The 11,518-nt window shown below is 71.6% G+C and carries 13 protein-coding genes; 5 read left to right on the top strand and 8 right to left on the bottom strand.

From position 1 onward, the window contains the following. Nucleotides 1-11: 11 nt before the first annotated feature. The gene (locus TTY48_RS03675) at nt 12-239 is read right to left on the bottom strand and encodes a DUF3107 domain-containing protein (RefSeq protein ID WP_220656215.1); all 228 of its coding nucleotides are present in this window, start codon (nt 237-239) and stop codon (nt 12-14) included. Nucleotides 240-295: 56 nt separating this feature from the next. Next, nucleotides 296-967, bottom strand: a complete 672-nt coding sequence (locus tag TTY48_RS03670; protein WP_220656214.1) for a ferritin-like fold-containing protein — start codon at nt 965-967, stop codon at nt 296-298. 207 nt (nt 968-1,174) lie between these two features. On the opposite strand from TTY48_RS03670, the gene TTY48_RS03665 reads away from it, so the two are divergent. After that, nucleotides 1,175-2,755, top strand: coding sequence for a DEAD/DEAH box helicase (locus TTY48_RS03665; RefSeq protein ID WP_220658434.1), 1,581 nt, complete (start codon nt 1,175-1,177; stop codon nt 2,753-2,755). Between the two features lie 85 nt (nt 2,756-2,840). Next, entirely contained in the window at nt 2,841-3,983 is a 1,143-nt protein-coding gene (locus tag TTY48_RS03660; RefSeq protein ID WP_220656213.1) for a DUF418 domain-containing protein, read from the top strand. A gap of 1 nt (nt 3,984) precedes the next feature. Here TTY48_RS03660 and TTY48_RS03655 read toward each other — a convergent pair whose 3' ends face one another. Continuing rightward, nucleotides 3,985-4,653: a TetR/AcrR family transcriptional regulator gene (locus TTY48_RS03655; RefSeq protein WP_220656212.1), complete on the bottom strand. Its 669-nt coding sequence runs from the start codon at nt 4,651-4,653 to the stop codon at nt 3,985-3,987. A gap of 110 nt (nt 4,654-4,763) precedes the next feature. Here TTY48_RS03655 and TTY48_RS03650 point away from each other — a divergent pair, with 110 nt between their 5' ends. The 3 genes from TTY48_RS03650 to moeZ all read left to right on the top strand — a co-directional run bounded on the left by TTY48_RS03650 (nt 4,764) and on the right by moeZ (nt 8,046). Then, the gene (locus TTY48_RS03650; protein ID WP_220656211.1) at nt 4,764-5,741 is read left to right on the top strand and encodes an alpha/beta fold hydrolase; all 978 of its coding nucleotides are present in this window, start codon (nt 4,764-4,766) and stop codon (nt 5,739-5,741) included. A gap of 69 nt (nt 5,742-5,810) precedes the next feature. After that, complete coding sequence (locus TTY48_RS03645) at nt 5,811-6,803, top strand: DUF3152 domain-containing protein (RefSeq protein ID WP_220656210.1); 993 nt, start codon at nt 5,811-5,813, stop codon at nt 6,801-6,803. A gap of 61 nt (nt 6,804-6,864) precedes the next feature. Then, entirely contained in the window at nt 6,865-8,046 is a 1,182-nt protein-coding gene (gene moeZ, locus TTY48_RS03640) for an adenylyltransferase/sulfurtransferase MoeZ (RefSeq protein WP_220658433.1), read from the top strand. Here the strand turns inward: moeZ and TTY48_RS03635 are convergent. From TTY48_RS03635 to TTY48_RS03615, 5 genes are read right to left on the bottom strand one after another with little or no spacing between them, the layout of a single operon-like run. Then, the gene (locus TTY48_RS03635; RefSeq protein WP_220656209.1) at nt 8,000-8,452 is read right to left on the bottom strand and encodes a hypothetical protein; all 453 of its coding nucleotides are present in this window, start codon (nt 8,450-8,452) and stop codon (nt 8,000-8,002) included. The genes moeZ and TTY48_RS03635 overlap by 47 nt on opposite strands. Further along, complete coding sequence (locus tag TTY48_RS03630; protein WP_220656208.1) at nt 8,449-9,552, bottom strand: molybdopterin-dependent oxidoreductase; 1,104 nt, start codon at nt 9,550-9,552, stop codon at nt 8,449-8,451. The genes TTY48_RS03635 and TTY48_RS03630 overlap by 4 nt, the downstream gene beginning before the upstream one ends. Continuing rightward, nucleotides 9,549-10,175, bottom strand: coding sequence for a bifunctional 2-polyprenyl-6-hydroxyphenol methylase/3-demethylubiquinol 3-O-methyltransferase UbiG (locus tag TTY48_RS03625; RefSeq protein WP_220656207.1), 627 nt, complete (start codon nt 10,173-10,175; stop codon nt 9,549-9,551). Before TTY48_RS03625 ends, TTY48_RS03630 begins: the two co-directional genes overlap by 4 nt. Then, nucleotides 10,172-10,843: a DUF2064 domain-containing protein gene (locus TTY48_RS03620; protein WP_220656206.1), complete on the bottom strand. Its 672-nt coding sequence runs from the start codon at nt 10,841-10,843 to the stop codon at nt 10,172-10,174. The genes TTY48_RS03625 and TTY48_RS03620 overlap by 4 nt, the downstream gene beginning before the upstream one ends. Then, entirely contained in the window at nt 10,840-11,505 is a 666-nt protein-coding gene (locus tag TTY48_RS03615) for a glycosyltransferase family 2 protein (protein ID WP_220656205.1), read from the bottom strand. Before TTY48_RS03615 ends, TTY48_RS03620 begins: the two co-directional genes overlap by 4 nt. Nucleotides 11,506-11,518: the final 13 nt, after the last annotated feature.

Below are 11,518 nucleotides of genomic sequence, written 5' to 3'. Positions count from 1 at the left end.
GCGGGAGGGACTTACGGAGCGGCGAAGCCGACCGAGCGGTTCTCGTTGGTGCCGATCTCGACGTACGCGACGCGGGCCGAGGGGACGAGGTACTGCTTGCCCTTCTCGTCGGTCAGCGCGAGGACCTCGGAGCGGCCCGCGAAGGCGTCGCTGACGGTCTGCTTGACGTCCTCGGCCGAATCCTTGCTCTGCACCACGAGTTCGCGGTTCGAGTCCGCGATACCGATCTTGATCTCCATGCCACGAGGTTATCCGCCCGCGGGGCCGCGCGGCGCGCCGGTTCTGCTGACAGCAGTCAGCCCAATCCGAGGGCGGTCATCCGCTCGGCGTGGCGGGTCTGCAGCGACTCGAAGAACTGGGCGATCCCGGGCAGGTCGGCGTCGGATTCGAAGATCAGCGCCGACAGCTCGTCGCGGGTCGCCAGCACCTCCTGGGCCTGGGTGATCGCATCGGACAGCAGCCGGCGGCCCCACAGCGTGAGCGGCGAGCGCAGCGCGGGATTGGCGGTGATCGCCGCGCGGACGCGGTCCACGACGAAATCGGATTCGCTGGTGTCGGCGAGCACCTCGCGGACCGCGGCGGAGGCGTCGGCGGGGAGGGCACGCGCGATCTCCGAGTAGAAGTCGGCGGCGAGGCCGTCGCCGATGTAGGCCTTGACCAGCGCCTCGTTCCAGTTCCGCGGGGTGGTGCGGGCGTGGTACCGGGAGATCACTGGCTGGAACGGGGCGGTGGCCTCGACCACGTCCTCGCCGCGCAGCTCCAGCTGGGCGGCGAGCTTCTCGAAGTTGCGCATCTGGGTGGCGGCCATGGAACCCACGGCGATCCGCCCGCGGAGGTCGGGCGCCATCTCCGACTCCTTGGCGAGGCGTTCGAAGGCGGCGAGTTCGCCGTAGGCGAGCACCGCGAGCAGCGCCGTGACGCCGGGGTGTTCGTCGGTCGATCCCGGGGTCCGCGCCTGCTCGCTCATGCTGCTCATGCTAGAGCCACGGGCCGGGCGGGGTAGCATGGGCTGCAGCGATCGTTTCGATCGCCGGTATGTTGTGCGCGCACTCCGCCCGCCAGGGCGTCGAGGAGACCTTCAATGGCCCGAAACAGTGCGCGCGAGAGAAGAAGACGCGACGCTATTCGCCGCCGTTGAAAGGCTGAAACCATCACCACCGCATCGAACAACGACATTCACACCGAGCCCGCCGCCGCGGAGGGCCTGCCCGACGTCCACGTGATCGGCGACGATCACGTCTCGCCCAGCTTCGCCGAGCTCGGCGTCGACCAGGGCATCGTCGACGCCCTCGGCAAGCGCGGCATCGAGCGCACCTTCGCGATCCAGGAGCTCACGCTGCCGCTCGCGCTGGCCGGCAACGATCTCATCGGCCAGGCCCGCACCGGCATGGGCAAGACCTACGGCTTCGGCGTCCCGCTGCTCAACCGCCTGGTCACGCAGGCCCGCGCCGATGTCGGCGAGGACGGCCTCCGCGCGCTCGACGGCACGCCACGCGCCCTCATCATCGTCCCCACCCGTGAGCTGTGCGTGCAGGTCACCGACGATCTGGCGCAGGCCTCCGACGGTGTCCGCGTGCAGACCACCAAGGGCGAGCGCGACCTGAAGATCACCTCGATCTACGGCGGCCGCCCGTACGAGGCCCAGATCGAGGCGCTGCAGAAGGGCGTCGACGTGGTCGTCGGCACCCCCGGCCGCCTGCTGGACCTGGCGAACCAGGGCCACCTCGTGCTCGGCAAGATCCAGATCCTGGTGCTCGACGAGGCCGACGAGATGCTCGACCTGGGCTTCCTCCCCGATATCGAGCGCATCCTCACCATGGTCCCCACCGACCGGCAGACGATGCTGTTCTCGGCCACCATGCCCGGCCCGATCATCACCCTGGCCCGCACCTTCCTCAAGCAGCCCACGCACGTGCGGGCCGAGCACCACGACGATTCCGCGGTGCACGAGCGCACCACCCAGTACGTCTACCGCGCGCACGCCCTCGACAAGGTCGAACTCGTGGCGAAGGTGCTGCAGGCCGAGGGCCGCGGCGCCACCATGATCTTCACCCGCACCAAGCGCACCGCGCAGAAGGTGGCCGACGAGCTGGCCGAGCGCGGCTTCAAGGTCGGCGCCGTGCACGGCGACCTCGGCCAGGTGGCGCGCGAGAAGGCGCTCGGCAAGTTCCGTGACGGCACGATCGACGTGCTGGTCGCGACGGACGTCGCCGCCCGCGGCATCGACATCGACGATGTCACGCACGTGATCAACTTCCAGTGCCCCGAGGACGACAAGACCTACGTGCACCGCATCGGCCGCACCGGCCGCGCGGGCAAGACCGGTATCGCCGTCACCCTGGTCGACTGGGACGAGCTGCACCGCTGGCAGCTCATCGACAAGGCGCTCGGACTGGGCCAGCCCGAGCCCGCGGAGACCTACAGCTCCAGCGAGCACCTCTTCACCGACCTGGGCATCGATCCCAAGGTCAAGGGCAGCCTGCCCGGCGTGCGCAAGCGCGCCGAGGGCGAGGTCGTCGAGCGCAAGCCGCGCGAGAAGCGCGAGCCCCGCGCCCGGACCCGCACGCGCACCCGCGGCGGTCAGAAGTCCGACGGTGCCGAGGCCACCCCGCAGGCGAGCGCGCCCGCGGGCGATGCACCCGCGGCGGCCCAGGGCGAGGGCGACGAGGCCGCGCCGCGCAAGCGTCGCCGTCGTCGTCGTTCCGGCGGCGCGAAGACCGAGGGCGCCGCGCCCGCCGAGACCGCGGGCGAGTAGCCACCCACAGGTCCACCGAACGACGGACCCCGCGATCGCCATCCGGCGGTCGCGGGGTCCTCTCGTCTCCGCGAGGGTGATACCCATGACGACGACCACCTCCACCGCGGCCCCCGCGTCGCGACGCATCACCTCGCTCGATGTGGCCCGCGGTATCGCGATCCTGGGCACGCTCGGCACGAACGTGTGGATCTTCACCGAACCCCGCGGCATGATGGGCTACCTCGATTCGGTGGGCACCGAATCGCTGCCGATCCGGGTCCTGCAGACCCTGGCCCAGGGCAAGTTCCTGGGCCTGCTCAGCCTGATGTTCGGTGTGGGCCTGGCGATCCAGCAGGCGTCCGCGCTGCGCCACGGCAAGCCCTGGCCGGGCCGGTACTGGCGGCGCGCGCTGGTGCTCTTCCTGGACGGCCTCGTGCACTTCCTGCTGATCGCCGAGTTCGACGTCCTGATGGGCTACGCGATGGTCTCCTTCCTGGTGTCGGCCCTGCTCATCCTGCAACCGCGGGCGCGCACCCGGTGGGTGGTGGCGAGCGTCGGCGTGCACCTGGCGATGGTCGCCCTCGCGGTGATCGGGATGTCGCTGGCGGGCGGACTGTCCCAGCCCCGTGATCCCGCGCAGTTCAATCCCTATGCGGACGGCTCGTTCTGGGACCTGGTGGTCTTCCGCGCCGATCACGCCCTGGCCTTCCGCGCCGAGGCAATCTTCCTGATCCCGCTCACCATCGCGATGTTCCTCACGGGGGCAAGGCTTTTCCAGTCGGGCCTGTTCACCTCCGACGGTGCCGCCCTACGCCGTCGCCTGATGGTGATCGGTGCCGTGGCCGCCCCGATCGATCTCGCGTTGGGGATCGCCGGTGCGCCGCTGGGGTTCTCGGGGCCTGCCGTCTTCGTCGGCCGGTACGTGGTGGCGCCGGTGGTGGCCCTGGGACTGCTCGCGCTGATCGCGGAGTTCTACCAGCGCCGCGGCATCGGGCGCGTGGGCGGTGCGCTCAGCAAGGTGGGGAAGACGGCGCTCAGCTGCTACGTGCTGCAGAACGTGATCGCCTCGGTGCTCTGCTACGGCTGGGGACTGGGCCTGGCGGCGCGGTACGGCGCCGAGCACCGGCTGGTGTTCACCGTGGCGGTGTACGCGGTGGTGGTGGCGTGCCTGCTCGTGGTCTCGGGCCTGTGGACGCGGAAGTTCTCACGCGGACCGATCGAGATGGCGATGCACCGCCTGGCGTGACTCAGGCCCGGCGCTGTCCCTGCAGCGGAACGTGACTGAGCCCGCCCCAGAGCAGCTCGACCGTGGTGGCCACCGCCTCCTCCTTCGGGATGGGGCGGTCGGCGTAGAGCCAGTACCGGGCGCTCACCTGGCTGGCGCCCACGAGCCCCACCGCCAGCATCCGCGCGCGGTACGGGTCCAGGCCGGAGTCCTGGGAGACCAGGTCGTAGACGGCATCGATGCAGGCATCGACCGCGCCCTCGACGCGCTCCTGCACCACGGGCTCGAGCACATCGGATTCGAAGATCAGCTTGTAGCCCTGGCTGTCGCGGTCGACGAAGTCGAAGAAGGCGCGCACGGCGGCGATCACGCGGTCGTGGTTGGCGGGCGAGCTGCTCAGTGCCTCGCGCACGCCGGTCACCAGGGCCTCGCTGTGGGCGTTGAGCACGGCCACGTACAGCTCGAGCTTGCCGGGGAAGTGCTGGTACAGCACGGGCTTGCTGACACCGGCGCGGACGGCGATCTCGTCCATGCCCGCCGAGTGGTAGCCCAGGTCGACGAAAACGCTGCTGGCCGCCTCGAGGAGCTGGATCCGGCGCGCGCTGCGCGGCAGCCTCGCGGTGCGGCGCGGAGCAGGGTTCACTCCACCGCGGGACTCGCCCGCAGCGGTCGTCGCGCCCAGATCCGCCATCTACTCCACCTCACCGTTCCGGGGGCAAGGTCATCGCCCCGACCTATCGACAATACTCCGCTGCGGCGTCCTCGCTCGCGAGCGCCGCGCGTGCATGGCAAGCTACCCGCGTGTCGGCACTCGCGCCCCTCGACCGCACCAGCGACGTCTGGCCGGGGGAATTCCTCACCGTCCGCGGGCAGCGATTGTTCGTCCGGCACGTCGACGATGCGGCCGCGATCACGGCCCCGCCCGACCCCAGGCCCGCCGTGGTGATGATCCACGGCCTGGGCGGATCGTCGATCAACTGGACCGACCTGGGGCAGGTGCTCGCCCCCACGGCGGCGTCGTACGCCCCCGATCTGCCGGGCTTCGGGCTCTCCGACCCACCGGCCGACGGTGACTACGGGATCGAGGCCTTCGCCGAGATCGTGATCGGCTACCTGGAGACGCTGGTGGCGGCCCGCGCCGGGTACCGGGGCGGAGTGCACCTGGTGGGGAACTCCCTGGGCGGCGCCATCGCCGTCCGGGTCGCCATGCTGCGGCCCGATCTGCTGCGCAGCCTCACCCTGATCTCGCCGGCCTTCCCCGATCTGCGGCCGCGGGTGCGCCGGCTGCAGTTCCTGCCGCTGTCCCTGGTGCGCATCCCGGTGGTGGGCCCCGCCGGCTTCCGGCTGGTGGGCAGCGCCTATCCGGCACGGCAGGTGGACCAGACCTTCCGGGAGATCCTCGTCGACCCCGGCGTGATGGGGCCGGTGCGCCGGGATCAGGCGATCGACCAGGCCGCGGCGCGGGCGTCGATGCCGTGGGCGCCGGACGCGCTGGCGGCGAGCTTCAACGCGCTGGTGCGCAGCTGGATCGTGGACTTCGGGGCCGCGCACTGGGCAGCGGCCCGCGCGGTCTCGGTGCCGACGGCGGTGATCTGGGGCGCCCGCGACCTGCTGGTGAGTGTCGGGGTGGCGCCCAAGGTGGTGCGGCACATCAAGGGCAGCACGCTCACCGTCTTCGAGGACGTGGGCCATGTGGCGCAGATGGAGCGCCCGGTGCAGACCGCCCGCTTGGTGCGCGACCTGGTCACCGCGACGCAGTCCGAGCCGCTCTTTCGGTGATCGAGCTATTCCTGCGACAAACCGTGTCGGTTCTACGCGGGCGGTCCGCTTCGTGGAATTGTTGGCGGCGTGAGTAGTCCTTCGAACCCGAGGCGCCCTCGTCCCGATGGGCGAGCGCCGCTGCGGGCGGAGTGGGATCCGATCAACTCGCCGGGCGACCGCAACCGACCCCCGCGCGAGCGCGCGTACCGCAAGCAGAGCACCCTCTCGCGGATCCTCAGCACCTACGGGTGGCGCGCCTACGCCGTCCCCGTGCTCGCGGTGCTCACGGTGCTCGCCCTGGTCTTCACCTTCTGGGGCAACCCGCTCGATTCGAAGGCGACGCCCACCGACACCACGGCCGAGTCGATGTCGCGCAACCCGACCCCCGGCAAGACCATCGTCGGCGCGCCGACCGGCACATCGGTGCCCGGGCCCGTCCCGCAGGCGGGCCAGCTGCCCGTGGGCGGCGATTTCACCACGCACGGCAGCGGCCTGTGGCACGTGGTCCCGGGTGCGACGAAGAAGGTGGGCGAGGGCAAGCAGAAGGAGTACACCTACATGGTCGCCGTCGAGGACGGCGTCGACATGGGTGGACTCGGTGGCGATCAGCCCTTCGCGCAGATGATCGACCGCACGCTCTCGGACCCGCGCAGCTGGGTGCACGATCCGGCGATCGCCTTCCGGCGGATCGCCGAGGGCAAGGCCGACTTCACCATCTCGCTCACCTCGCCCATGACCACCCGCCAGGCCTGCGGCTACTCCATCCAGCTGGAGTCCTCCTGTTACAACGGCGAGCTGGGCCGAGTGGTGATCAATCTGGCCCGCTGGGTGCGCGGCGCCACCGCCTTCGAGGGTGATCTCACGGGCTACCGGCAGTACGCGATCAACCACGAGGTGGGCCACGCCATCGGCTACGACAGGCACGTGCCCTGCCCCGCACAGGGCGCGCTGGCGCCGATCATGATGCAGCAGAGCTTCGGCGTGGCGAACCGCGACATCTTCAACCTCGACCGCTCCGAGGGCTTCGACAACGATCTGGTGTGCCGCCCCAACGCGTGGGTGGCGCCGGTCCTGCGCTGAGCGGCCTTCACAATCCGGGAATGACGGCGCGCGCGGCGTCGTTCCACCTCACGTGAGTACGCTGCCGCCGCTCGTCGAACCCGCCGCCGAACTGACCCGCGACGAGGTCGCGCGCTATTCGCGGCACCTGATCATCCCGGAGATGGGAGTCGAGGGGCAGAAACGCCTCAAGAACGCCAAGGTGCTGGTGATCGGCGCCGGCGGGCTCGGTAGTCCCGCGCTGCTCTACCTCGCCGCAGCGGGCGTGGGCACCATCGGGATCGTCGAGTTCGACGAGGTGGACGCGTCCAACCTGCAGCGCCAGGTGATCCACGGCGTCTCCGACCTCGGCCGGCCCAAGGGCGAGAGCGCCCGCGACTCGATCGCGGAGATCAACCCGCTGGTCACCGTGAACCTGCACCCGATCCGGCTGGAGCCGGAGAACGCGGTCGAGCTCTTCGAGCAGTACGACCTGATCCTCGACGGCACCGACAACTTCGCCACCCGCTACCTCGTCAACGACGCCGCGGTACTGGCGCACAAGCCCTACGTGTGGGGCTCGATCTTCCGTTTCGAGGGGCAGGCCTCCGTCTTCTGGGAGGACGCACCCGACGGCCCGAACGGCGAGAAGCAGGGCCTGAACTACCGCGACCTGTACCCCGTGGCGCCCCCGCCCGGCATGGTGCCCTCGTGCGCCGAGGGCGGAGTGCTCGGCATCCTGTGCGCCTCGATCGGCGCGATCATGGGCACCGAGGCCGTCAAGCTGATCACCGGTATCGGCGACTCCCTGCTCGGCCGCCTCATGGTCTACGACGCCCTGGACATGACTTACCGGACCATCAAGATCCGCAAGGACCCCGCCTCCCCGACGATCACCGAGCTGATCGACTACGAGGAGTTCTGCGGTGTGGTCTCGGACGATGCGCAGGCCGCCGCCGCGGGCAGCACCATCACGCCTGCCGAGCTGGTGGAGCTGGGCGAGCAGGGCGTGGACTACGAGCTGATCGACGTGCGCGAGCCCGTCGAGTGGGACATCGTGCACATCGACGGTGCCAAGCTGGTGCCGAAGTCGGTGTTCGAGACCGGCGAGGGCCTGGCGCAGGTCTCGGCGGATAAGAAGCTGGTGCTCTACTGCAAGACCGGCATCCGCTCGGCCGAGGTGCTCGCCGCCGTGCAGGGTGCGGGTTACCGCGACGCGGTGCACCTGCAGGGTGGCATCAACGCCTATGCGCGGCAGGTGGATCCGTCGCTTCCGGTGTACTGATCTCCGCGCGGCGCCGCACGATCGCGGACACGGCGCAGGCGACCGCGATGATCACGAGCAGCGCGGTGAGCGCGATGCCGTACGGACGGTCGAGGACCGTCGGATTCGCGGCGCCCTGACCGCTGGGCCGCGGTAGCGCGACGGCCGCCGCCAGCGCGAGCGCGGTCACCGCGGCGACGGCGCCGCCGAGCGCCCCGGGCAACCACGCGCGCGGCAGCAGTCGCACGGCGGTGTGTCCGGCGGCCAGGGCCAGTGGCGCGAACACCCCGTCGTGCAGCACCAGGAGCGCGGCGGCCCACAGTGCCGCCGAGAGCAGGTCGCGCGGCGGGAGGTCGGTGAGCAGCACGGCGCCGTAGCCGACGAGGCCGAGGCCGGCGAGCGTGAGCAGGATCCGCAGTGTGGTCATGCCGCCTCGATCCGTGCGACCCATTTGGTCTGTTCCACGCCCGGCCGGGCCGCGGCGATCAGCCGGCACGGGAAGCCGTGGTCGAGGTCCAGATCGGCGCCGCTGAGCCGGAGCGCGAGCAGCGAGGTCGGGTCCTGCGCCTTCGCCACCTCCAGCGTCGATTGCGCGTACAGGCCCTGCTCCAGCGACCGGAACCGCAGGTCGACGCCGTCGAGCCCGGCCAGTGCGGCGAGGTCGGCCACCCGGACACCGGACCACCAGGCGTACTGGGTCCAGCCCTCGACGCAGGCGATGGGCAGCCGGACGGTGTGCTGCGGCAACGCGCGCAGTTGGTCGAGGCTCAGCTCGACGCGCCGCGGACCGTCCAGCACCAGCCGGAAGTCCGGGGAGGCCGCGTGCTGCTCGACGCCCGCGGCGCGGGCGGTCCGGTTGATGGGCATGCCCTGCGGGCCCTTTCCGGAGCGCGGCGCCAGTACCGCGAGTCGATGCAGCGCCGGGATCGATTGACCGCCCACCACGAGCACCGACATCCCGGCGGCCGCGAGCCCGGCGCCCAGTACGGCGCGGCGGGATACACCGGGCGGCGCGGGCTGTGCGGTGCGTCGGCGGAACTCCTCGACCACCAGCGGCAGCTTGATCGCCAGGTGCACCGAGACCGCGCCCAGCACCACGAAGGCGGTCGCGTAGTGGGCGGCGGGGAAGAAGAACCGCCACGGATACCACTGCGCGATGTTGAGCAGGCCGGTGAACAGTTGGAACAGCATGGACGCCACCAGGACGGCGGTGGCCATCCGCTCCGCGAGGCGGGCCGGCGATCCGATCACGGGGCGGGCGAACAGCTTCGGGTACACCGCGGCCAGTTTGAGCAGGAGCAGCGGGATCGCCGCGACCCCGGAAGCGATGTGCAGGCCCTGCGTCGCCTGGTAGAGCCAGGCGGGGGAGCGCGGGGCGGTGAACCACTGCGGCGGATGCTGGAGCCAGTGGCTGAACACGCCGGTGGCGAAGCAGATCACCACGCACACGCCGAGCATCGCGCCCAGCCGGGCCGCCGTCCCCGGCTGCCGCAGTGCCGGACGCGTCGTGGGCGGGGAGGCGCTCATCGCAGCAACTCGACGCAGGTGCGGCCGCCCAGTACCAGGCGGCGGCGCGGGACGAGTCCGGCCTGGGTGGACAGTGCGGCAATGGCGTCGAATCCGACACGGGCCCAGGGGAACCAGTCGGAGACGGCGCCGGTGGATCGCACCCGGACCCCCTCGGTGACGATCCCGTGGATCGCGGGGTCCACCTCCACGATCACGGTGCCGCCCGGTTCGACCAGTGCGGACGCCCGGCGCAGCAGCCGCGCCGGATCGCCGCCGATGCCGATGTTCCCGTCCAGCAGGATCGCGTGCGACCAGCGGCCCTCACCGGGCAGTGCGGCGAAGACGTCCCTTCGGACGGCGGCCGCGCCCCGGTCCCGGGCGAGCCGTACCGCGTGCGGCGAATCATCCACGCCCAGCGCGGGAATACCGCGTCGCAGGAGTACGTCCACCATCCGGCCTGGGCCGCATCCGAGGTCGACGGTCGGGCCCTGGCACCACCCCGCGACGGCGGCGATGAGCCGGTGGTCGGAGCGGTCGTGGCCGAGCCAGCGGGCCACGGGCAGGCGGCGCACACCCCCGTCCGTGGTGTGCAGTTCGCCGTGTCGTCCGGCGAGCACGGCGTCCCACAGTGCCGCGGTCATCGTCCCGCCCCGATCGTGGTGACGGCGGCTGCGGTGCGGCGGAACCGGGATCCCGCGGGGCAGAGCGCGGCGACCTCGGCGATGTCGTCGGGGCGGTCCACGTCCCGTAGTTCCGGTAGCTCCACCGGGGCGAGTCCCGCCGCTCGGAGCGCGCGGCGCGTGCACTCGCCGGTGTGCGCGGTGGACATCGGGACGTCCAGGAGGCAGTCCAGCCCGTCAGCGCCGCCCGGCGGCACCCCGAGGGCCCACCATCCGCCGTCGCTGGCCGGACCCAAGGCGGCCCCGTCGCGGGCGGCGTCGAGCCCGGAGGCCAGGAGCGCGGCGCTCACCTGCGGGGTGTCCATGCCGATCTGCAGTACCGGCCCGCCGGCCTCCGCGGCCCGCCGGTGCGCCGCCACCAGGCGGGTGGCCAGCCCGCCGCCGACCTGCTCGAAGACCTCGCATTCCGCCAGCGCGGCCCGTAGCCGATCGGATTCGACGGCATCGTCGAGCCGCCCGGCGAGCGCCACCGCACAGCGCGCGCCGCGCACCGCGAGTGCCGCCTCCACCGTGTCCACGAGCGACGCCGCGGCCAGCCGGGCGGCGTCGAGGGGACTGATCGCGCCGATCAGTCGGGTCTTCACGCGGCCCGGGACCGGTGCCTTCGCGACGATGAGGACGGTGTTCATCGTGCCGCCCGCAGGAAGTCGATCGTGGCGCGGGCGCTGCCCGCCGGCGATCCCGAGACCTTCGATCGGCCACCGGTGCGCTTGCCGTACCGGACCGGGGATTCCACCACTCGCCAGCCGGCGGCGCCTGCGCGGGCCAGCAGTTCCACTGGGTAGCCCGATCGCCGGTCGGTGATCCCGAGTGCGAGGAGCGGTTCGCGGCGGGCGGCCCGCATCGGTGCGATGTCGTGCACGTCGATCCCGTAGCGACCGCGCAGTCGCGCCGCCACGAGCGCGGACCCGAGTCGTGCGTGCCAGGGCCAGGCGTCGGGCGAAGCCGGCCGCCGCCGCCCCACGGCGAGATCGGCGCCGCGGCGCACCGCCTCGACCAGGGCCGGCAGATCGGCGGGATCGAGCGAGCCGTCACCGTCGATCGTGCAGACCACATCGCCTCGGGCCGCGGCGATTCCGGTGTGTACCGCGCTGCCGTACCCGGCTCGCGGCTCAGCGATCACCGTGGCGCCCGCGCGCCGCGCGGCGTCGGCGGTTCCGTCGGTGGAGCCGTTGTCGACCACGAGGGCGGTGAATCCCGCTGGTACCGCATCGATCACGCGCGCGATCGACTCGGCCTCGTTGCGGCACGGGATGACCACGGTGACGGTCTGCTCATCGGTGGAGGGCATGGGGCCAACGCTA

The sequence above is a fragment of the Tsukamurella sp. TY48 genome (assembly GCF_019656655.1).
In the GTDB taxonomy this organism is placed as follows: domain Bacteria; phylum Actinomycetota; class Actinomycetes; order Mycobacteriales; family Mycobacteriaceae; genus Tsukamurella; species Tsukamurella strandjordii.
This window is presented reverse-complemented; position numbering and strand designations above follow the sequence as displayed.

What these genes read in the sequence shown, in the direction of transcription:
- TTY48_RS03675 (WP_220656215.1), bottom strand. Translation starts at nt 239, where the DNA reads ATGGAGATCAAGATCGGTATCGCGGACTCGAACCGCGAACTCGTGGTG.
- TTY48_RS03670 (WP_220656214.1), bottom strand. Translation starts at nt 967, where the DNA reads ATGAGCGAGCAGGCGCGGACCCCGGGATCGACCGACGAACACCCCGGC.
- TTY48_RS03660 (WP_220656213.1), top strand. Translation starts at nt 2,841, where the DNA reads ATGACGACGACCACCTCCACCGCGGCCCCCGCGTCGCGACGCATCACC.
- TTY48_RS03655 (WP_220656212.1), bottom strand. Translation starts at nt 4,653, where the DNA reads ATGGCGGATCTGGGCGCGACGACCGCTGCGGGCGAGTCCCGCGGTGGA.
- TTY48_RS03635 (WP_220656209.1), bottom strand. Translation starts at nt 8,452, where the DNA reads ATGACCACACTGCGGATCCTGCTCACGCTCGCCGGCCTCGGCCTCGTC.
- TTY48_RS03630 (WP_220656208.1), bottom strand. Translation starts at nt 9,552, where the DNA reads ATGAGCGCCTCCCCGCCCACGACGCGTCCGGCACTGCGGCAGCCGGGG.
- TTY48_RS03625 (WP_220656207.1), bottom strand. Translation starts at nt 10,175, where the DNA reads ATGACCGCGGCACTGTGGGACGCCGTGCTCGCCGGACGACACGGCGAA.
- TTY48_RS03620 (WP_220656206.1), bottom strand. Translation starts at nt 10,843, where the DNA reads ATGAACACCGTCCTCATCGTCGCGAAGGCACCGGTCCCGGGCCGCGTG.
- TTY48_RS03615 (WP_220656205.1), bottom strand. Translation starts at nt 11,505, where the DNA reads ATGCCCTCCACCGATGAGCAGACCGTCACCGTGGTCATCCCGTGCCGC.